Annotated in this window: 19 protein-coding genes and 1 pseudogene; 14 read left to right on the top strand and 6 right to left on the bottom strand. The window is 62.7% G+C overall.

The genetic code is table 11. The annotated features are described in order from the left end of the window. Positions 1-242: 242 nt before the first annotated feature. Positions 243-1,343, top strand: coding sequence for an NAD(P)-dependent alcohol dehydrogenase (locus HV770_RS30160; RefSeq protein WP_121324547.1), 1,101 nt, complete (start codon positions 243-245; stop codon positions 1,341-1,343). A gap of 206 nt (positions 1,344-1,549) precedes the next feature. On the opposite strand, the gene HV770_RS30155 is transcribed toward HV770_RS30160, so the two are convergent. Beyond that, on the bottom strand, positions 1,550-1,900 hold the full coding sequence (locus HV770_RS30155) for a type VI secretion system baseplate subunit TssG (RefSeq protein WP_343048350.1): 351 nt from the start codon (positions 1,898-1,900) through the stop codon (positions 1,550-1,552). 48 nt (positions 1,901-1,948) lie between these two features. Between HV770_RS30155 and HV770_RS38975 the strand changes: the two are divergent. From HV770_RS38975 to HV770_RS30115, 9 genes and pseudogenes are all read left to right on the top strand, one after another. Beyond that, a pseudogene (locus tag HV770_RS38975) lies at positions 1,949-2,125 on the top strand (type VI secretion system baseplate subunit TssE); the annotation flags it as partial. 131 nt (positions 2,126-2,256) lie between these two features. Next, positions 2,257-3,165: a cation diffusion facilitator family transporter gene (locus HV770_RS30150; protein WP_281366242.1), complete on the top strand. Its 909-nt coding sequence runs from the start codon at positions 2,257-2,259 to the stop codon at positions 3,163-3,165. Between the two features lie 224 nt (positions 3,166-3,389). Continuing rightward, complete coding sequence (locus HV770_RS30145) at positions 3,390-3,917, top strand: Na+/H+ antiporter subunit E (RefSeq protein ID WP_175165193.1); 528 nt, start codon at positions 3,390-3,392, stop codon at positions 3,915-3,917. Continuing rightward, the gene (locus tag HV770_RS30140) at positions 3,910-4,170 is read left to right on the top strand and encodes an MrpF/PhaF family protein (RefSeq protein ID WP_121324549.1); all 261 of its coding nucleotides are present in this window, start codon (positions 3,910-3,912) and stop codon (positions 4,168-4,170) included. Before HV770_RS30145 ends, HV770_RS30140 begins: the two co-directional genes overlap by 8 nt. Positions 4,171-4,173: 3 nt before the next feature. Continuing rightward, positions 4,174-4,416 carry a hydrogenase subunit MbhD domain-containing protein gene (locus HV770_RS30135; RefSeq protein WP_121324550.1) on the top strand — a complete coding sequence of 81 codons (243 nt, stop codon included), beginning with the start codon at positions 4,174-4,176 and terminating at the stop codon, positions 4,414-4,416. A 3-nt stretch (positions 4,417-4,419) separates the two neighbouring features. After that, complete coding sequence (gene mnhG / locus HV770_RS30130; protein ID WP_175165192.1) at positions 4,420-4,764, top strand: monovalent cation/H(+) antiporter subunit G; 345 nt, start codon at positions 4,420-4,422, stop codon at positions 4,762-4,764. After that, a complete protein-coding gene (locus HV770_RS30125; protein ID WP_175165191.1) occupies positions 4,764-5,483 on the top strand; it encodes a Na(+)/H(+) antiporter subunit B in 720 nt (239 codons plus the stop codon). The genes mnhG and HV770_RS30125 overlap by 1 nt, the downstream gene beginning before the upstream one ends. Before the next feature lie 16 nt (positions 5,484-5,499). Then, entirely contained in the window at positions 5,500-5,874 is a 375-nt protein-coding gene (locus HV770_RS30120; protein WP_175165190.1) for a sodium:proton antiporter, read from the top strand. Then, complete coding sequence (locus HV770_RS30115) at positions 5,868-8,963, top strand: complex I subunit 5 family protein (RefSeq protein WP_175165189.1); 3,096 nt, start codon at positions 5,868-5,870, stop codon at positions 8,961-8,963. The genes HV770_RS30120 and HV770_RS30115 overlap by 7 nt, the downstream gene beginning before the upstream one ends. A gap of 29 nt (positions 8,964-8,992) precedes the next feature. Here the strand turns inward: HV770_RS30115 and HV770_RS30110 are convergent, their stop codons facing one another. From HV770_RS30110 to HV770_RS30100, 3 genes are all read right to left on the bottom strand, one after another. Further along, entirely contained in the window at positions 8,993-10,432 is a 1,440-nt protein-coding gene (locus HV770_RS30110) for an MFS transporter (protein WP_175165188.1), read from the bottom strand. A 97-nt stretch (positions 10,433-10,529) separates the two neighbouring features. Then, positions 10,530-11,522 carry a PDR/VanB family oxidoreductase gene (locus HV770_RS30105; protein ID WP_175165187.1) on the bottom strand — a complete coding sequence of 331 codons (993 nt, stop codon included), beginning with the start codon at positions 11,520-11,522 and terminating at the stop codon, positions 10,530-10,532. 47 nt (positions 11,523-11,569) lie between these two features. Next, positions 11,570-12,892, bottom strand: a complete 1,323-nt coding sequence (locus HV770_RS30100) for an aromatic ring-hydroxylating oxygenase subunit alpha (protein ID WP_175165186.1) — start codon at positions 12,890-12,892, stop codon at positions 11,570-11,572. Between the two features lie 277 nt (positions 12,893-13,169). On the opposite strand from HV770_RS30100, the gene HV770_RS30095 reads away from it, so the two are divergent. The 4 genes from HV770_RS30095 (at position 13,170) to HV770_RS30080 (ending at position 17,573) form a co-directional block, all read left to right on the top strand. Then, positions 13,170-14,288, top strand: coding sequence for an FAD-dependent monooxygenase (locus HV770_RS30095; protein WP_175165185.1), 1,119 nt, complete (start codon positions 13,170-13,172; stop codon positions 14,286-14,288). Between the two features lie 27 nt (positions 14,289-14,315). Next, complete coding sequence (locus HV770_RS30090; RefSeq protein WP_175165184.1) at positions 14,316-15,101, top strand: IclR family transcriptional regulator; 786 nt, start codon at positions 14,316-14,318, stop codon at positions 15,099-15,101. A gap of 329 nt (positions 15,102-15,430) precedes the next feature. After that, the gene (locus HV770_RS30085) at positions 15,431-16,546 is read left to right on the top strand and encodes a porin (RefSeq protein ID WP_175165183.1); all 1,116 of its coding nucleotides are present in this window, start codon (positions 15,431-15,433) and stop codon (positions 16,544-16,546) included. Between the two features lie 70 nt (positions 16,547-16,616). Next, positions 16,617-17,573 (top strand): AraC family transcriptional regulator, encoded by a 957-nt coding sequence (locus tag HV770_RS30080; protein WP_175165294.1) that lies wholly within the window; start codon positions 16,617-16,619, stop codon positions 17,571-17,573. Between the two features lie 94 nt (positions 17,574-17,667). On the opposite strand, the gene HV770_RS30075 is transcribed toward HV770_RS30080, so the two are convergent. Then, positions 17,668-17,904, bottom strand: coding sequence for a hypothetical protein (locus tag HV770_RS30075; RefSeq protein WP_175165182.1), 237 nt, complete (start codon positions 17,902-17,904; stop codon positions 17,668-17,670). Positions 17,905-18,194: 290 nt separating this feature from the next. Then, positions 18,195-19,886, bottom strand: a complete 1,692-nt coding sequence (locus HV770_RS30070) for a Na/Pi cotransporter family protein (protein WP_175165181.1) — start codon at positions 19,884-19,886, stop codon at positions 18,195-18,197. Positions 19,887-20,338 lie beyond the last annotated feature (452 nt).

The raw sequence follows: 20,338 nt of genomic DNA, 5'->3' as shown, positions 1-20,338 counted from the left end.
AGAAGCACCAGACAATGCGTTCACGCGTCCCTTGATCTGGCGCAAGCATTTCACTCTTCGTCGTGCTCTTCGCCACGCAAAGCAGGCACTATTCCTGCCGGAGTAAGATGCAATCGCGGCTACGTCGATGGAAAAGTACCGAATAGCTGCGCCGTGTTCGCAAGTCGCATCCATGCGTTCAAACAAGTGCCAAAGTGCGAGCACCCTTGAGATGCTGTTGCCCCAACCGGAAGGAGACATTCATGACTGCCATGATGAAAGCCGCCGTATTCGTCGAACCGGGCCGTATCGAACTCGCCGACAAACCCATGCCCGACGTGGGCGCCAACGACGCGCTCGTGCGCATCACCACCACCACGATCTGCGGCACCGACGTGCACATTCTGAAGGGCGAATATCCGGTCGCCAAGGGGCTGACGGTCGGCCACGAGCCAGTCGGCGTGATCGAAAAACTCGGCAGTGCGGTGCGGGGCTATCAGGAAGGCCAGCGCGTGATTGCCGGCGCCATTTGCCCCAACTTCAACTCATACGCGGCGCAAGACGGCGTCGCATCGCAAGACGGCAGCTACCTGATCGCCGCAGGCCTGTGCGGTTGCCACGGTTACAAGGCGACGGCGGGGTGGCGTTTTGGCAACATGATCGACGGCACCCAAGCCGAATACGTGCTCGTGCCCGACGCGCAAGCCAACCTCGCGCCGATCCCCGACGGCTTGACCGACGAGCAGGTGTTGATGTGTCCCGACATCATGTCCACCGGCTTCAAGGGCGCGGAGAACGCCAACATTCGGATCGGCGATACGGTGGCCGTATTCGCGCAGGGTCCCATCGGCCTGTGCGCCACGGCGGGCGCGCGGCTACTCGGTGCCACCACCATCATCGCGGTGGACGGCAACGATCACCGTCTCGACATGGCCCGCAGGATGGGCGCCGACGTCACGCTGAACTTCAAGAATTGCGATGTGGTGGACGAGATCATGAAGCTCACGGGCGGGCGCGGCGTCGATTCGTCGATCGAAGCACTGGGGACGCAGGGCACGTTCGAATCTTCGCTGCGTATTCTCAAGCCGGGCGGTACGCTGTCGAGTCTTGGCGTGTACTCATCCGACCTGACGATTCCGCTCGGCGCCTTCGCGGCCGGTCTCGGCGACCACAAGATCAACACCGCGCTTTGCCCTGGCGGAAAAGAGCGCATGAGACGTCTGATGAACGTGGTGGAGTCCGGACGTGTCGAGCTCGGCCCGCTGGTCACCCACCACTACAAGCTGGACGATATCGTCGCGGCGTACGATCTGTTTGCGAATCAGCGGGACGGGGTGCTGAAGGTGGCTATCAAGCCGCATTGAGCGGAGCGCGGGCGCATGCAGGGTTGTGGCGCCGCGCGGCAGGGAGCCACGTCACGACCCGCTGCGCAATCCGCACTCGAGCGATCCGCCCCGCTCAGCCCGCCTGCGTCCCATACCCCATGACCGCCGCGGGCTTCGGCTTCGGCGCGGTAACTGCGTCGTAAAACCCAGACTGACCTGAGCGGAATTCAATTGCTGTGCCGGCATCAGTTCCGGGCTAACGTGCATTTCCAGATGCGCGCGCGCTTCGTAGCCGAGGTAAAAGCGCAGCAACGCCCCATCAGTTCGCGATGATGGCCGTGCCCGGGCATCAGCCCGAGCACCGCTTCACGCGCGTGCGGCGTGATGACTACGCGCACCGTATTCGCCCCATCGTAGAAACCGCGGCCAAGCAGGCAGCCTTCGCCTGGCGCGCCCGGCGTGCAGCCGTCAGCGGTGATCCAGACCGGATGGAACTCCCCGACCGCGACCCGTGCGTCCTGCATCGCGTGCTGAAGTATGATTGTCAGTCCTTCCGCCGGGCGCGTTTTCTGGCCCGCGAGCCCGAGCATCGACAGCAGCTTGCGCGAGCCGACCGCCCGCGCGATCTCCGGCGCGCGGAAGCCGAGCCCCGCGTGAGAAGAACCGAGATCGACATCAGGAATACGGAGCCGCGCATGCTGGTGAGTTTCACGATGGTTTGCTATCTGCATCGGGAGGGGTTGGTGAGGTTCGGTACGCACTTCACGCCTGATGGACGGACGCGGCTCGATAGGCCTAAGGGGCGATTGAATCGGGATTGAGGGCTAATGGACTACCCGCAAACAGGACAGGTGCCCCCAGGCAACGCGGCATCCAACAAGGACGACATCACACGCCGTAATACTTGCCATGCCGTCCCCTCCTCGTCTCTCACCCACAGGAGACCCGGACCCTGCACCCACCCCCGGACCTCGAACAGCGCATACTCAAACGATCGCTGCTTTGCACCGCGATGATTGCGGGCCTCGGCATCGCGGTCGGCATCCTCAGCGGCTCCCTGTCGATCATCTTCGACGGGATGTTCTCCGCACTCGACGCGGCCATGTGCAGTCTCTCCCTGCTCGTGACCCGCCTGCTCACGCAGCAGGCCAGCCGGCGTTTCCGGCACGGCTTCTGGCATATCGAACCGCTGGCGCTGACCTTCAACGGCAGCCTGTTAGCGGTCCTGTGCTTTTACGCGTTCTTCAATGCGCTCAAGGGCATGCTCGAAGGCGGCCATGAGCTGGAGTTCGGGTGGGGCATGTTCTACGCCGTAGTGGTCAGCATCTTCTGCTTCTTCATGTTCTTCAGACAGCGCCGCCTGAACCGCACCATCGAATCCGAACCGATCGGCCTCGACACCAAGAGCTGGCTGATGTCGGCGAGCATCAGCGCCGCGCTGTTGCTCGCCTTCTCGATTGCATGGATTCTCGAAGGCACGCGTTACCGGCATATCACGCCGTATACCGACACGGGTGTGCTGGCTCTCCTGACGCTGATCCTGATACCCATGCCTATCGTTACGGTAATCGGCGCGGTCAAGGAAGTACTGCTCATTACCCCGCAAGACCTGGACCTCACGCTGCGGGAGCTGATGCAAAAACTAACGTCGGGCTATGGCTTCGTGTCGTACTCGCACTATGCGACGCGCGTTGGCCGAGGCCAGTTCGTCGAGGTTCACGTCGTGCTGCCCGAGACCATGGAACACGCGGCCATCCGTCAACTCGACCGTATCCGGGACAGTATCTCGCACGCGATCGGCGAATCGGGCCCCGACCGCTGGCCGACCGTGGCGTTCACCCGCGACCCACGCTGGCTTTAAGCGCTCGCCCGCGCGCTTTTCATCGACGGCGTGAAAGCGCCCATCTGCTCCGTGGGCGCGCCCCTAAAGACGTCAAACCGTCTTTTTGGAGCGCTAGACTTGCCCATCCCACATCGAAACCATGCCACCCAGGCCAAAAACCCGGGCGCGGCGCGCACCCCAGTTGCTTTGCCCCAGGTTGTCACCTAGAATTTTTGCTAGCGCCCTCTTTGGAACCTGAAGACGTGGCTTCGAACAGCGGAAAACCGGTGTCGTCGTTTGTTCCTCAGGGCACGGTCGGCCTGTGGGTCGTCCTGTTCGTCATCTGGATGATCGCCAATGCGTCGCTTGCCGTCGAGCCGGCACTCGTCGGCGCCGCGATCACCTTCGTCGTGGCCCACGCCTTTGCCTCATCCAGCGAAGCCTGGAGCCGGCTGCGCCTGACACCTCGCGCGCTCTATCACTTTCTCGCGTATAGCGGCACCTTCTTCGTCGAACTGGTGCGCGCCAATCTCAACATGATGGCGTATGTGTACTCCCAGCATATCGACATCAAGCCCGGCATCGTCAAGGTTCGCACCCGTCTGCAAACGCCGTTGGGCCGCCTCGCGCTGACCAATTCGATCGCGCTCACGCCCGGTTCGCTCGTCATGGATATTCGGGACGACGTACTGTTCGTCCACTGGCTCGACGTCAAGACCACCGATATCGACGAGGCCACTCAGGCACTGGTCACGCCTTTCGAAAAGCATCTGGAGAAGGTCTTTGGCTGAGATCATGCTCCAGATCGCCACGGTACTGATCTTCTTCGCGATCCTGTTCGGCGTGATTCGCCTCGTGCTGGGCAAGACGCTCGTCGACCGGGTCGTCGCCATCGACATGCTCACCGTCATCTCGATCTCGCTGATCGCGCTATATGCGCAGGTGTCCGGCCGTTTCGTCTATATCGATGTCGCGCTCGTCTACGGGTTGCTGAGCTTTCTGGCCGTTCTCGCGATTGCTCGCTTTCTGGAAAGGGGGCTGTGAACCGTGCTCGAACTGCTCGTCCTGCTGGTATGCGCGAGCATTCTCGTAAGCGGTGTGCTGGCTGTCTGCCTGAAGAATCTCATGGCCGCGATGGTGAGCTCGGGACTGGCGAGCCTGTTCGCCGCGGTGGCCTTCCTGCTGCTCGCCGCGCCCGACGTGGCGATGGCCGAAGCCGCGATCGGCTCGGGGCTCGCGACGTTCATCTTCCTCTACGCGATTCGCAAAACCGGCTATGAGAAGGGCTGACGCATGATCGAACTGATCGGCAGCGCGCTCATTCTGGCGGGCGCTGTCTTCCTGTTCTCCGCCGGTCTCGGCCTGCTGCGCATGCCGGATGCCTATACCCGCATCCAGGCCGGCACCAAGGCATCGACGCTCGGCAACATGCTGGTGCTGCTCGGGCTCGCCTTCTATCACCCAGGCTGGACCTTCAGGCTGATCCTCGTCGCCTATTTCGTGCTGGTGACCAACCCGGTGTCTTCGCACGCGTTGTCGCGCGCGGCGTGGCTGATTCGCACGCCGATGAGTTCGTCCACGATAACCGACGCGCTCGCCGCAGATGAACAGCGCGACGGCGGGGAAAAGGAAGCGTGATGCGCCGCGTGTTCGCCCTGTTGACGGTCGCGCTGTTCGCGCTGATCTTCTGGCGCATCGTCGGCGGCTATAGCGAGTTGCAGGCGCTTCGGCCGCTGGCCGAACACTATGTCGTGCAGGGGCCGATCGAACTCGGCGCGCCGAACATCGTCACTGGCATTCTGATCACGTACCGCGGCTTCGATACGCTCGGCGAAGTGGCCGTACTGTTCATGGTCGCGGCAAGCGTCGGCTTGCTTCTGAAAGGCGAAAGCACTCACGCGCAAGCCGCCGCAGAACCCGGACCCGCATCCGATGAAGAGCACGACGCCCCGCGCCGGCCAGCCGGCGAGATCGTGCGCACCGGCACCCAGGTCCTGCTGCCGATGATCCTCACTTTCGGCGCCTACGTCATCGTCAATGGCCACCTTTCCGCCGGCGGCGGCTTTCAGGGCGGCGCCATCGTCGCGTCCGGCGTCATGCTCATGCTGCTCGCGCGGCCGGGCGCCGCGCTGAATGTCGCGCTGCTGAGCGTCGTCGAGTCGTTTGCGGGCGTGATCTACGTGTTCATCGGTATTCTGGGTCTGATGCTGGCGGGCGGTTTTCTCGACCCCCGCTTCCTGCCGCGCGGCGAGTTCGGCGCCTTCTTCAGCGCCGGCGCCATTCCGCTGATCTCCGCGTTGCTCGGCGTCAAGGTCGGCGCGGAGCTGAGCGTCATCATCGACCGGTTCAGAAGCTGAGCAAGGAGAGCAGCACATGACCACCGGCCTACCGGTTTCGACCATCCTGCTGATCACGGGATTCTGTCTCTCGCTGATCGGCATGTGGGGGATGCTGACCCAGCGCAACATTTTGCGCATCATCATCGGCTTCGCGCTGATCGACACGGGTCTGCACATCGTGATGGTCGCGACCGGCTATGTCACGGGCGGCACCGCGCCGATCATCGACGCGGCGTTGAGCAAGGCCGACGCCGCACGGCGCGCGATCGATCCGATTCCGTCGGCGCTCGTGGTCACCGCGATCGTGATCGGCCTGTCTGTCACGGCCATCATGCTGGCGTTCGCGATCCGCCTCTACGCAGCCAAAAAGACGCTCTCCATCGACGCCTTCACCGAGTCGAAATGGTAGCCGCGCTGTTTCATCCGCTGCACATCTTCATTCTCGGCCTGGGCGGCGGCTTCGTCATTCCGTTGCTCTACCGGCTCGGCAAGCCGTGGTTGAGCGGCGGCTTCTTCGTCGCGCTCGGCGGCATCGTGTTGGTGAGCGGCGTGTCGTTCTTCGGCCTGCTCGACGGCGGCCAGACGATCGATGTGCTCACGGCGGGCGCATTGCCGCCGGTGTCGATCAACCTGCGCTTCGGTGTATGGGAAGGCTTCTTCACGCTCAGCGTCAACGTGGTGGCGCTGCTCGGCGCGCTGCAGTTGTGGGATCGTCTGCGCGGCGACTACGCGGCGCTGCTGCTATATCTGATCCTCGTGATGGGCATCGACGGCATGGTGATGACCCGCGACCTGTTCAATCTCTTCGTATTTCTCGAGATCGTTTCCATAGCCACCTACGGGCTGCTCGGACTCGAGCGTACGCCCGTCGCGCTGGCCGCCGCGTTCAAGTACATCATCGCGACGGTCATCGCATCGACCTTCTTCCTGCTCGGTACGGTGCTGCTCTACTACGTCGCCGGCACGCTGAACATCGACGACCTGATCGCGCTGCGCGCCGATCTCAACGGCCCGATCGCCGTCGCGGCGTTGCTGCTCGTGTTCGCCTGCCTCATCATCGAACTCAAGCCGTTTCCGGCGAACGGCTGGGGGCTCGACGTCTACGAGACCGCGCCAAGCGGCATCGCCGCGATGATTTCGGTCGGCGTCTCGGCCGGCGTGTTCTTCGCGCTGCTCAAACTATTGCCGCTCTTCGAAAAGCAGATCGACCTGATTGCCGTGTCCGGCGGCGTCACGTTCCTGTTTTCCAATCTGCTGGCGCTCAGACAGAAGAAGCCGCAGCGGGTGCTCGGCTATTCGTCGATCGGACAGATGGGACTGTTGATGCTCGCACTCGCGCTGCTGCGCCAGGTCGGCGCCGACAGGTCGATCCCGCTGGTGGTCGGCGGCCTGTTCATCAATCATCTGTTCGCCAAGGCGGGATTGTTCTGGCTCATCGGCATTCTCCGGCGGCACGGCACCGACGCACGCGCGATCCTCTCGCGCAGTCCGCTGCTGATCGGTCTGCTCGGCCTCTTCATGGTGGCGATCGCCGGCCTGCCGCCCTTCCCCGGCTGCTGGGCGAAATGGGAACTGGTCATGCAGTTGACCATCGCCGGCAAGCCCTACTGGATCGTGCTGATCCTGACCGGCTCGCTGCTCGAAGCGGCCTACATGTTTCACTGGTTCGTACGTGCGTTGCGCCCATCCGAAGTCGAGACCGCGGACGGCCCCGATCTGGTCGCGCTGCTGCCCCTGTTCGGCGTTGCCGTTCTGCTGATTGCCGCGGGTTACGCCGGCGCTTCGTTCGCGGGCGCTGGATCGGCATGGCTGTTCTCGCCGTTGCTTACGGGCGCGTTGTTCTATGCCGGCGATCGTCTGCCGGGCCGGCTCAAGGGCGTGTTGACGCTGATTGCCGTTGCGCTGGTGGGCTCGTGGCTCGCCGAAGACGCGCACGGCATTGCGGCGCTGTTTGCATGGCTGCTGCTGGGCGGCAGCCTGGTCATCGCGGCCGCGAGCCTCTATCGCAGCGATGTGCGCGCCGGCTTCTATCCGATGCTGGTGGTGCTGCTGCTGTCGATTCCGGCGCTGCTGCGCGCCACGACGACGCTCGAATTCTTTTATAGCTGGGAGATCGTGACGCTGTCGTCCTGCTTCCTGATCGCGAAATGCCGCAGCGCAGGACCGCATGTGCTGGCCTTCCTGCTGTTTTCGCTGCTGTCGGCGTTCTTTCTGCTGGCCGGTTTCGCCGCCGTTGCCGCGCTCGACGGCAGTATTGAACTCGCCGCGCTCGTCAGATCGGGCCCGGACGCAAGCCGCGCGTTCGTGCTGCTGGCAACCGGCTTTCTCATCAAGGCGGGCGCGCTCGGCGTGCATGTGTGGCTGCCGGGCGCATACACGGAAGCCGAGGACGACGTCACCGCGATGCTGTCGGCCGTCGTCAGCAAGGTGGCGATGTTCGGCCTGCTGGTCGGCACCTATCTGACGATACGCTCTGAGGTCGGACTGGAACTCGCGCACGTGATGGCGTGGATCGGCATGCTGACGACGCTCGCGGGCGCGCTGATGGCGCTGCGCCAGAATGATTTCAAGCGCCTGCTCGCGTTTTCCAGCATGAGCCAGCTCGGCTATATCGTCACCGCGATTGCGTTGATGAGCCACCTCGGCTGGGTCACGGCGCTCTATCTGGTCGCCAACCACATGCTGGTGAAGGGCATTCTGTTCCTCGCGCTGGCGGGCGTCATCCTGCGCATCGACACGCACAACTTCGCCGAGGCGGGCGGTCTCGCCCGCGCGATGCCGTTCACGTTCACGATGGTGGTGATCGCGCTGGTCTCGATGTCGGGCTTGCCGCCGCTGATGGGCTTCGGCGGCAAATGGTTGCTGCTGAGCGCGATGACGGACAAGGGCTGGTACGGACTGGCCATCTGCGGGCTGATGGCGACGTTCGTCGGCTTTCTCTACATGATCCGCTTCGTCAGCGGCCTGTTCCTCGGGCCGCGACGCTCGGAGCAGGCGAGCGTCAGCGAAGCGCCGCTCATGCTGCTCGTGCCGCAGTTCGTTCTGGTGATCGGCATCGTGGTGCTGTCCTTCTTCCCGAAGCTCCTGATCGAACCCGTGTCGGCGGCGATCGATCCACAGTTCGCGTCGACGCTGGTGTGGGAAGGCATGTCGTTGGAGAGCATCTACGGCTTCTGGAACCCGACGCCCGTCGTCCTCGTGGTGCTCGCCGTGGCCGCCGTGCTGTTCGCGCTTTTCGTGCTGTTCTATCGCAGCCGGCAGCGGGCGAACGACAACGTCCCAGGGTTCTTCAGGTTCTATCGGCCGATACTCGCACGCACGGTGCCGCCGTTCGCGATGATGTTCTGGCGCGGCGTCTCGCATGTCGCGCTCGCGGCAGCGGGAAGGATACGGCGGGTCTATACCGGCAACGGGCAGACTTACGCGCTCTATGTGCTTGGGTATTTTCTCGTGCTTTATTTCGCGAGTACGGGGTTCGGGGCGGGGTTGGCGCGGTAGCGGTGGTGACGTACCGCGCGCGTCGCGGCTCACGCGTCGGCGGTGGCTGTCGTTTCGGTCGCAATCTCGTCGAGCGTTTTGCCGCCCGTTTCCATCGCGAATGCGGCGATCACTATCGAGCCGGCCAACGAGACGAACGCGAAGTAGCCGAACACCGCCTCGACACTCAGATACGTCAGCAGCGCGCCGATAACCATCGGCCCGATCACCGACGAGACCCGCGTCACCGCCGAAGCCGCACCGGCCCCCCGGGCGCGGATCCGGGTCGGATAGACCTCGGGCGCATAGACATAGATCCCGCATTGCACGATCGCGATCAGCGCGACGCTGATCGATGCCAGCACCGACACCTGTTCAGCCGGCACGCGCGTGCCGGCGAACGCGAGATACAGCATCGGAATCGCGGCGCCCAGAAACGCAATCGCAAAGGTCTTCTTGCGGCCGAGCCGGTCAATCACGAAGATGCCCACGAGCGTGCCGATCAGCGTCGCGATCATGCTCAGCATCCCGTAGCGCAATGCGACGTTCAACGGCAAGTGATACACGGTCCGATAGAGAGAGGGTAGCCACACCAGAATGCCGTACGTGGTCAGGCTGCCGCAACAGGCCATCAACCAGACCACCAGCGTACGCGCGGCGAAGCCCCGCTGAAATAGCGCACCAAACGATTCCTTCTTGTGATCCGCAGGCGTCTGCACGACGCGCGGTGCGGGCAACTGCGCGTATTGATCGCGCGGCACCGATTGCTCGATCTTCTCGACGATCCGGTTTGCTTCAGCGGCGCGTCCGTTGATCGCCAGCCAGCGCGGCGACTCCGGCGCGGTACGCGGCAAGATCGCGGCGAGCACGATCGGCAGCGCGCCCACCAGGAACATCACCTGCCAGCCGTACGTGGGAATCAGCCACATCGCCGCAATCGCGGCAATCAGGTTGCCGACCGCGAAGGTCGATTGCAGCACGAAAATCAGCCGGCCGCGAATCTTCGCGGGACACAGTTCGTTCATGTAGGTGGCCGACACTGGCGATTCACCGCCAAGGCCAATACCCTGAAACAGGCGCAACGCGATAAACACCGCATAGCTCGGCGCATAGGCCGAGGCGAGACTACCCAGCGCGAGAATCACGAGAAGCCAGCGCAACACGCGTAGTCGTCCGAAACGTTCGGCGGCCGCGCTGAATAGCAATGCGCCGATCGTCTGCCCGACGTAGCCACCCGACACGAGCAAGCCCGCTTCGCCCGGCGACAGGTGCCACAAGCCGATCAGCACCGGCAGCACGTAGGCAATCGTCAACGCGTCGAAAGCGTCGGTCATATGAACGACGCCGACCACGCTCAACACGCGCGCGTGCCAGCGCGTGAACGGCAAGCGCTCGATGCGCGCGGAAATCGTCGCCGCGTCGTGCAGATTGCCTGCGGGCGCAACGGCGCGGGCGTCGCCATGTTTCACTGTGCTCGAGAGATCCATCATGTCCTCAAAGGGGTGATTGCGGGGGACGCGAAACTGGCCGTCCGGAAGGCAAATGCGCTGCTTCGAAGTGAGCAGCTTCAATGCATGAAAACCGGGGTCACGCGAGATCGAGGACCAGCGTTTCGCTTTTTGCGCCGGATACGCAGATCATCATTACGTTGTTGGCGGCCTTGTCGGACTGCGTCAGCACGGCGTCGCGGTGATCCGGACAGCCACCGAGCACGCGCGTCTCGCACGCGCCGCACAGGCCTTCGCGACAGCTGTAGTCGACATCGACACCTGCTTCGAGCAGCACGTCGAGCAACCTCGCGCCGGCTGGAACGGCAAGACGGCGGCCGCTCTTTGCGAGTTCCACGGTATAGCCGCTCGCTTGCGCATCGACTGCCGTCGCGTCGGCGGCGAAGCGTTCGATATGGACGTTGCCGATACCTGCTTTTTCACAGGCGGTTTCGAACGCGTTCAGCATCGCGTTCGGACCACAGCAGTAGGCGTGAACGTCAGCGGGTTGTCGGGAGAGCAACGCGGCGAGATCAAGCGGGCGACCGTCGTTCTCGGCGTCGAAATGCAGATGCACGCCGCCTCCGAAAGCGCCGAGTTCGTCGAGAAACGCGGCTTGCGAGCGGTCGCGCGAGCAGTAAATCAGGCGCACGTCACGGCCTTTTTCGCGCAATCGGCGGTACATGCACAACATCGGCGTAATGCCGATGCCACCGGCAATCAGCACCGTCGACATCGCGTCTTCGTCGAGTGCGAAATTGTTCCGCGGTACGCCGATCGACAGAACCGCGCCACAACGAAGCTGCTCGTGCACGAAGCGCGAGCCGCCACGGCTATTGACGTCGTCGAGAATGGCGACCACATAGCGCCTTGCGTCATCCGGCGAATTCACTAGCGAATAGCTGCGCGTGATGCCGTTCGGAAGATGCAAGTCGATATGCGCGCCCGCCGTGAAACGCGGAAACCCGCCACTGTCCACCGGAACGAGTTCCACGCTCAACACACGCTCCGCTTCGTGGCGAATCGTCCGGACCCGCGCGCGGATGCGTGTCTGTGCGCGGTTCACGACTTCGCCGCCTGTTTGCTCGTGCATGTTTCCCGACTCTCCATGAATTGACGACACACTGACAACGTGCGCGCTTACGACGACTCGGCCACTTCCGCATCCGATTGACGCACGCCGTGCACCGAGAAGAAACGCGCACGATTCACCTTCTGGCCGATTGCCGCTTCGTAAGCGTCGCGCACGCTGTCGGGCTGTCCGTACTGACCGATGAAATCGCGCAGGTACGCGCCGAGCAATGGATGCGCGGCCAGTTCGGCGCGCGTCATGCCGTTGAGCATTTCGTCACGGCATGCCGATGGCAGAAATACGTTGTGGTTGCGGACGCTATCCGTAATCAGGCCTTTCGGTTGTGCGCCAGCAGCCACCGCGTCGAGTTCCTCGAAAAAGCGCCGGCGCAGCATCACGATGCCGCGATCGCTTGCCCCCAGGGTTTCGCGCGTGCGATCGGTGATCGCACCTTGCCCGACCCATGCGGCGAAGTCCTGATTGGCAACGTGAGTGGTGATCCAGTCGCCGTTTTCATCGCGCAGCGGACCGTACCAGGCCGGAATGTGCTCCTGCACGTAGGGCTCCTGTTCCTTCGGCACCTTGTTGAACACCCACAGCAGACTGAGCGTGTTTTCATCGTCGATAGGAACGCGCCATTCGAAGTGATGCCCGAGATAAAAGCCGTTCGGCCACAGCGTCACGCGGCCCGTCGTCCACATCGGGTTCTGCTCGGTTTCGTGGGCCCGCAATCGCTTGTAGACGAAGCCGAAATCGAACTCTTCGTACTTCGTGCTCAGATGCGTCGGCACGTGTTCGGATTGGCTGTCCTGTTGACGTTCTGTCCAGTTGTTATGCGTCCACTCGAAATGAATTGGATCGATCGAGTTTTCCTGGCATTGAAACCAGTTGCACGGAATCTCGGCCATCACGACCTGCGCGAAACCGTTCGTGTAGTTGAACGGTTCCCAGTCGGGCAATTCCGGCGCGGGCGACGGTCCCATATAGGCCCACACCATGCCGGCCTTCGCGCGCACTTCATACGCGGTGATTTTTGTTTTCTGGCGCAGGCGTGCTTCCGTATCCACGATCTCTTCAAACGGCTGATGCGTGCACTGCCCACTCGCATCGAATTCCCAGCCGTGATATGCGCAGCGCAAACCGCATTGTTCGACGAAGCCGAACGCGAGGTCCGCGTTCCGATGCGGACAACGTCGCTGCACGAGCCCGAACTTGCCACCCAGATCCTTGAACAGCACCAGGTCTTCACCGAACAGGCGGATCGGGCGCACGGACTTCTGGTCGAACTCGGCGACACCCGCCACCGGATGCCAATAGCGGCGAAGATAGTTGCCCATCGGCGTGCCCGGACCCACTTCGGTGAGCAGCCGGTTCTTTTCCTGACTCAGCATGTTTTGTGTCCTCGAATAATGGAAACGCCGCCCGCCGCGGCCAGCGCGCAGCGCGAGCGATGAGCGAATTCTTGGCGACGTGGCCGGGCCGCACAACCTCTCCAAAATCCAGAAAGGTTGCCGTTCGTCTCACGGCCATTAGCATTGCGGGCGCGCGAACCAGGGTTTAACCGAAGCGGTTTTCCCTTGCCGTCAAAAATAATCCGACCCAAAATGATTGTTCATTTATGTTCTATGTGTTCATTTTTGAACAATACAGACCCAACGCGGGGAAAGCATGAAAGTCGGGATTGTCGGTGGTGGGATTGGCGGATTGGCGGCAGCAATTGCGCTGCGCGAGGCGGGGCATCGCGTCACCGTGTTCGAGCAGGCGGAGCGCTTCGGGCGCGTGGGCGCGGATATCAACCTGACGCCGAACGCGGTTCGCGCGCTCGACGGCCTTGGCGTCGGCGCGCAGTTGCGTGAAACGGCGGCTCGCCCGAATGCGCGCATCAGCCGGATGTGGGACACCGGCGAGGAAACCTCACGTCTCGCCATGTCGGACGATGCGGAACGCAAATACGGTGCACCGCAGTTGACGATGCACCGCGCGGACGTGATGACCGCGCTGGAACAGGCGCTTCGTCCCGACGAACTGCAACTCGGCAAATGCACCGTCGAATTCCATCAAACGGACGATCAGGCGACGCTCACCCTGGCCGACGGTTCGACGCACGCGTTCGATCTGCTGCTCGGCGCGGACGGCATTCACTCCGGCGTGCGCAAATATCTGTTCGGCGACGAGCGGCCTCAGTTCACCGGCATCGTGTCGTATCGCGCGGTGGTGCCGGCCGAGCGGCTGAGCGGTGGCGACCTCGGCGCGTTCGTCAAATGGTGGGGGCCGACCGACGACCTGCAGATCGTCACCTTCCCGCTGAATCGTGGCCGTGACGTGTTCATCTTCGCGACGACGTCGCAGAGCGACTGGACGCACGAGTCCTGGACCACGCCCGGCGATCCGGATGCCTTGCGCCGCGCGTATGCGAGCTTCCATCCAGAAGCGCGCAAGTTGCTCGAGGCGTGCGACACCGTGCTCGCGTCGGCGTTGTATATTCGCGATCCGTTGCCGAAGTGGACTGGCACGCGCATGGCGCTGCTCGGCGACGCCTGCCATCCGATGATGCCGTTCATGGCGCAAGGCGCGGGCATGGCCATCGAAGATGCGATCGTGTTGTCGCGTGCGCTGACCGGCGTCGAAGCGGACACGCTCGGCGCGGCGCTGGCGCAATACGGACGCGCGCGCCAGGAACGCACCGCCAAAATACAGATCGGCTCGCGTGGCAACAACTGGCTGAAAACCGGCGGCAATGCCGACTGGGTCTACGCTTACGATGCGTGGACCGTGCCGCTGGCGTGATCCTCGTCTAACCGGAACACCTTGAAGATGACCGACACACCCGACAATTCGAAGGCCGCCGACGCGTCGGCCTCACCGGTGGAACGTGCGTTCCGCCTGCTGCGTTTTATCGCGGACGGCGGCTCGACGGCGAACCTCAGCGACGTCGCACGACGGATCGACGTGAATCGCGTGACGGTGATGCGCCTGCTCGAATCGCTGAAATCCGTTGGGCTGATCGAAGTCATTGCGCCAGGCGGCTCGCATCGGCTCGGCATGCCGTTTCTGACGCTGGCCGCAAGCGCGCTCGGCTCGTCCGATCTGACCTCGCGCGCGCGTCAGGTGTTGCCGGGACTGGTCAGTCAAACCGGCTTGTCCGCGTATCTGGCGGTGCGCGAAGGAACCGAGCTGATCTATCTGCTGTGCGAGACGCCGGACACGCCGCTCGTCAGCCGCATTCGCGTCGGCAGCCGCATTCCCGCGCATCGCGCGACGCCGGGACTCGCGATGCTGGCGCAGCTCGACCCGTCGGAACTGGCCGCGCTATACGCAAACCAGCCGAACGCCGACACGAATGACGACCAGCCGGATTGGGACACGTTGAAAGCCGCGCTCGATACCGCGCGCGCGAACGGTTGCGCGTGGAGCTTTTCAGGTCTCGAAGCAGGCATCGATTCGTGCGCGGCCGCTGTGATCGATAGCCGCGGCAACGTGCTCGCGGCGTTGAGCGTGGCCGGGCCGAATACCGCGTTCACGAACGACGGCACGCTGCGCGCTACTGTCGAAGCCAGTGTCAAAGCGGCCGCTGGGGAACTGTCGCGTTCCAGCCTGTAGATCTCGCCGCCAGTTGCCTTGCGATAGACCTTTCCTTCCGCAAATCGCCGTTGTTTTGCCGTTGTTTCGCCGGTGGCTCGCGCCGCGCGACAACGGGACGATCGGCTACTTTTCAGAGACCTACGGTCCTTGGCGGCGTTTTTTGCGTCACCAAGAATCTCCCTATTCGCCCGCTCTATTCCGCTGAATTCGCTGAATTGCGAGGGGCGATGCGCACCGTGCGAGACGGCATCAGAACCGTTCGCCGCACGCCGCCTGGGGAGCCCGGTCGCCATGACCGACTCCGAACCCACAAAAAAAGCAGTGCTGCATACAAGGCTTGGAGAAACATGAAGGTCAAACGGAACGTCAAACGAACGGCTGCCTCCACCGCGCTTCTCGCCGTGATCGGCGCCACCACGGCGCTCGCCACCGTCGACGCCCGCGCACAGAGCAGCGTGACGCTATACGGCATCGTCGATACGGGCGTGCAGTACTACAACAATGCGGCGGGTGGCGGCTCGGTGGTCGGCATGCCGACGCTGACCGGCGAAGTGCCGTCGCGTTTCGGGCTGCGTGGCAGCGAAGATCTCGGCGGCGGCTTCAAGACGTTCTTCGTCCTCGAGAACGGGTTTGCGATGAATAGCGGTGCGCTCAATTACGGTGGACGTCTGTTCGGCCGCCAGGCCAATGTCGGCGTAAGTTCGCCGTACGGGTCGCTCACGCTCGGGCGGCAGATGAACATGTCGATGTACGTGCTGCTCAACGCTGACGTGATCGGCCCGTCGATCCACTCCATGGCGAGTTTTGACGGCTATCTGCCGAATGCGCGCAGCGATAATGCGGCGGGCTATCTCGGCAAGTTCAACGGCGTCACGGTCGGCGGCACGTATAGCAGCGGACGCGACGCGGCGGGCCCGGCCGGGCCGTCGGCGACCAATTGCGGCGGCAACGTCGCGGGCGATCCGGTTGCGTGCCGTCAATACACGATGATGCTCGCGTACGACGCGTCGCAATTCGGCGTGGCCGCTTCGTACGACGTGATGCGCGGCGGTGTCGGCGCGTCGGCGCCGCTGTCGAATCCCGGGTACACCGACACGCGCACCATCGTCGACGCGTATGCGATCTTCGGTCCGACGAAAATCGGCGGCGGCTGGATTCGCCGCAATACCTCGGCCGCCGTGCATAGCCAGTCCGACATCTATTTTGTCGGCGCGACGTATCACGCGAGCCCGGCGCTATCATTCGATACACAGGTGCTGCGCTATCTGCTGCGCGAGACGTCGAGTTCGACGCTGTTCGTCGGCCGCGTGAATTACCTGCTGTCAAAACGCACGACGGTGTATACGTCGGTCGGATTCATGGAAAACAGTTCACGCGGCGCGGCGGCGGTTGCGGCCGGCGGATCGGTCGGCGTTGGACAAAACCAGCTTGGCGTAATGGCCGGCATCCAGCAGCGTTTCTGAGGCAGCGCAGTGCCGGACGCGAGAACGCGGTTCGCCGATCAATCCACCCCACGATTCACGGAGTCACATGATGGCGACCGATCTTCTCAGCGACATCCTGGCCGACTTACGCGCGGACGCGGTCGTTACCGGCCGTTTCACCTTGAGCGCGCCGTGGGCGATTCGCAAACCCGCCGTGTCTGGCGCGCCCTTCCGGATGGGCTCGGGCAGCCCGTTCTACCTGTGCGTCGCGGGGGCACCCGCCGTGTATGTCGAACCGGGTGACTTCGTCCTGTTGCCGCACGGCCATGAGCATGTGATGGCTTCGTCGCTCGATGAGCGGCCGGTACCGTTCGATTCGCTGATGGCCGACAAGGGCATCCATCCGCGCTTCGACACGCCGCTCGAATTCACCGCGGGCGGCGGCGGCGAGACCAGCGACCTGTACACCGGCATCGTCGTGTATCGGGACATCATGCGTAGCCCGTTGTTTTCGGTGTTGCCGCCGTTGATCCACGTTCGCGCGAATGATCCTGCCGTCGCGCCGTGGCTAGCGAGCACACTGCAAAGCTTCATTCAGGAATCGATGATCTGCCAACCCGGCTGGGCGATCGCCGCCGCTCGCCTCGCGGACGTGCTGTTCGTGCAACTGCTGCGCGCGCATCTGCAATCGACGGCGAATCATACGGGCTGGTTACGCGGCCTTGCCGATCCACAGATCGGCCGTGCCATGGCGCTGATCCATCGCGATCCGCGTCGTGAATGGAGCGTCGCGAGTCTCGCGACGGCGGCCGGCATGTCGCGCTCGCGATTCAGCGCGCGTTTCGTCGAACTGGTCGGCGATACGCCGATAGGTCACTTGACCGCGTATCGCATGTACCTCGCGAGCGGTGAATTGACGGAGGGCAAACGCAAGCTGATCGAGATTGCCGAACGGGTCGGCTATTCGTCGGAGAAGGCATTTTCGCGCGCGTTTCATCGCTGGTCGGGAATGGCGCCACGGCGTTATGCACGCTGTCCGCGCGAACTTCATAGTCTTGAAGAATAGGATGATGCCGAGCGTTTTAGCTCTCTGTTCCGTGCTTTCGTTGATAGTCTGCGTGATCGCGGCGCGCTGAATTTCGCGCGCGGCGTCTCGTCTTTCAATTTTCCTGCTGGAACACGTACGCGGCTATCCTGCCCGGTTGCGGCAAAGTGCGGTGGTCGAAGCGCTTCGCAGCCAGCACTCGATGGATTTCGTTTCCGTTTTGTCGACGCTGCCGAGCGTACCGGTCGCCATTGTTCATGGACGGCACGACGCCGCACGTACGCTGGCTCATGCGCGGGAAATGGCTAGCGGCATTTCCGATGCCACGCTGCACGTACTGGATCCAGGGCATACGTCCTGCGCGGAAGATCCGGCGGCCTTTTCTGCTGTCTTGCGCGCAACTGCCTGCGAAGCGCACGCGACGCGTTGACGCTGACGGGCGCGCAATTTCAATCGCGGACGGTCCCCAAATCGCGAGCAATCAATAGGATGCCGAATAAAATTGGACCTCAGGCCAAGATGCGCTTTAGCGCAGCGATAGCGGTGTCGTTTTCTGCATCACAATCGGCTCTCGCTTAGCCCACCAAGAGTGTATGGCAAGAGTTTGCGCCCTAGTTGGGCGCGACTCTATCTCCCGACACGCTACCTGCACTCTTCTGCGCTCTTCGCCAACGCTCTTGCGAACTGCGCAATCTGTCTGCCGTGTTCGATCAGGTCCATCGCCAGCCGGAACGCCAGTACATCGGTTTTGTCCGCCAGTTGCAGCTTGGCAAGCACGACCTGGCGCGCCGCTGCTGCCATCTGTTCGATCTCGGCCCTCGCCGCGATGACCTCCGCTGCTTCGCTCGTGTAGGACTCGTCGATCGAGCGGACCGCTTGGACGAGATGGTGCATCACGGTGTCGGTAAATTGCGTCGTGGCCGGATCGCGCAAACGCGTGAGGTCGATCTGATGCGTCAACCTTTGCTGGCTGACCGACACCAGATTGGTCCCGACAATCCCACTGATGCTTTCCAGAGTGGACACGATCTGCGTGAATGCGACCATCCGCTGACCTTCGTCCTCCGAGTGTTCCACCTGCGACAGGTGGCCAATATAGTGAAGAATCTCCGATGCCAACCGGTCGGCTTCCTTGTCCCGGTCCAGCAGAAGGTTGATCTCTTCGATCGTCCCGTTCGAGACGACCTGGGTGCCGCGTCGAACGATGTCCAGCACCTCCTGCCCCAACCGCGTCAATTCGATGCGCACCCGTTGCAAGCCGACCGACGGCACCGTCAGCGACGATTTGTCGAGATAAAGCGGGTCCCCTGCCCGTTTGACCTCCTGCGCCCGCTTCGGCACGAGGAACTCGGCAAGCCGCGCAATCGGGCCGGTGAACCAGATCAGGATCAACGTGCTTGCCACACTGAATATCGTATGAGCGTTGGCAACCTGACGCGGCGTCTCGGCGGCCAGTCTCGCCACGCCCTGCAACTCGGGATAGGACGGTGACACGTGCCGCACCATGTCCGCCATCTGGGGGATGAAGAAAACCCAGATCAGCACGCCCAGAATATTGAAGATCAGATGCACCATGCCGACCTGGACCGCCTCGGGATTTTTTCCGATCGATGCGAGCAGCGCCGTTCCGCATGTGCCCACTTTTGCGCCCAGAATCACCGCGATGCCAACTTCGAGCGGCATCAGCCCTTGGGCTCCCAGAGCGATCACGATAGCGAGGGTTGCTGCGGAGCTTTGAACGATCGCGGTAAAGATCGCGCCCACAAGAATGCCGACCAGCGGGTTCTCCATGTCCTGCATCGCGTCGATGAATGGCTGGAACGTGCGCAGCGGACGCGTCGCGTCACCCATCAACTGGATCCCAAGGAACAGCAGGCCCAGTCCGAGGACCACGCGGCCAATCTGGCGCAGCAGTTCACGCTGGCCGAATGCATGCAGGACAAAGCCGATCGCGAGCATGAACGACGTTAGCTTCGATACGTCGAAAGCGATGATCTGCGCGGTGACTGTCGAGCCGATATTGGCGCCCATGATCATCGGCACGGATTGGGTCAGCGTCATCAGGCCGGAAGAAACGAAGCCGACCATGAGGACCGTGGTGATGGTCGACGAATTCAGCAGCGCGGTGACGACGGCGCCGGCCAGCACGCCGCGAATGCGGCTCGCGGTCAGCATACCCAGCAGCGCCTGCAGTCTCGATCCGGCGATCGCTTTCAGGCCGCCCGTCATGAACTCGAGACCGAGAAGGAAAAGAGCAAGACCTCCGATCAACAGTCCGAATATCTGCACGAGATTCAGGCTATTGGAATCCATTCCCGCAGTGTAAGGAGTCATCTTGCTGTTCCTTTTGCCATGACGCACATTCATGCAAAGAACCACTGGCGGACGGCTTCCCTGTCCGTCCTGACTTTCGGCTTACACGACAGGATCGTTGCTTGCGGTTCCAGGCGTTTTGCCAAAGGCGCAAGAGCACGGACGAGGCGGACTTACCTGGTAAGTGGATGGATTCGGTCCCAACCCGGTAAAGCGATGCCGCGCAACGAAGCGTTCGCGAGTTGCAGGGGCATTTTCACACACCCCCGAGGGGATGCGCTTATTCCGGCTTGCTTGCGCCTGAGGCACCAGGTCGAATGGGTGCGATCGGATGTGCGGTGATGAGAGTCGCTGAAGGACTTTGAGATGCGTATCGCAGTACAGGTCAGCGATATGAGGCCCTCGCGCTTCGCGATGGAGCCCGCTTGTTCGTTCAAGTCAGATTAAGGCCCGTAAACGCAGAAACCCCACCT

The sequence above is a fragment of the Paraburkholderia fynbosensis genome, from assembly GCF_902859935.1.
GTDB lineage: Bacteria > Pseudomonadota > Gammaproteobacteria > Burkholderiales > Burkholderiaceae > Paraburkholderia > Paraburkholderia fynbosensis.
The sequence above is the reverse complement of the archived record's forward strand: the minus strand, read 5'-3'. Positions and strand labels throughout refer to the sequence as shown.

Coding starts and splice junctions, on each gene's coding strand:
- HV770_RS30070 (WP_175165181.1), bottom strand. CDS start 19,886: ATGACTCCTTACACTGCGGGAATGGATTCCAATAGCCTGAATCTCGTG.
- HV770_RS30085 (WP_175165183.1), top strand. CDS start 15,431: ATGAAGGTCAAACGGAACGTCAAACGAACGGCTGCCTCCACCGCGCTT.
- HV770_RS30115 (WP_175165189.1), top strand. CDS start 5,868: ATGGTAGCCGCGCTGTTTCATCCGCTGCACATCTTCATTCTCGGCCTG.
- HV770_RS30120 (WP_175165190.1), top strand. CDS start 5,500: ATGACCACCGGCCTACCGGTTTCGACCATCCTGCTGATCACGGGATTC.
- HV770_RS30090 (WP_175165184.1), top strand. CDS start 14,316: ATGACCGACACACCCGACAATTCGAAGGCCGCCGACGCGTCGGCCTCA.
- HV770_RS30100 (WP_175165186.1), bottom strand. CDS start 12,892: ATGCTGAGTCAGGAAAAGAACCGGCTGCTCACCGAAGTGGGTCCGGGC.
- HV770_RS30095 (WP_175165185.1), top strand. CDS start 13,170: ATGAAAGTCGGGATTGTCGGTGGTGGGATTGGCGGATTGGCGGCAGCA.
- HV770_RS30075 (WP_175165182.1), bottom strand. CDS start 17,904: ATGCCCTGGATCCAGTACGTGCAGCGTGGCATCGGAAATGCCGCTAGC.
- HV770_RS30080 (WP_175165294.1), top strand. CDS start 16,617: ATGGCGACCGATCTTCTCAGCGACATCCTGGCCGACTTACGCGCGGAC.
- HV770_RS30160 (WP_121324547.1), top strand. CDS start 243: ATGACTGCCATGATGAAAGCCGCCGTATTCGTCGAACCGGGCCGTATC.
- HV770_RS30110 (WP_175165188.1), bottom strand. CDS start 10,432: ATGATGGATCTCTCGAGCACAGTGAAACATGGCGACGCCCGCGCCGTT.
- HV770_RS30125 (WP_175165191.1), top strand. CDS start 4,764: ATGCGCCGCGTGTTCGCCCTGTTGACGGTCGCGCTGTTCGCGCTGATC.
- mnhG (WP_175165192.1), top strand. CDS start 4,420: ATGATCGAACTGATCGGCAGCGCGCTCATTCTGGCGGGCGCTGTCTTC.
- HV770_RS30105 (WP_175165187.1), bottom strand. CDS start 11,522: ATGCACGAGCAAACAGGCGGCGAAGTCGTGAACCGCGCACAGACACGC.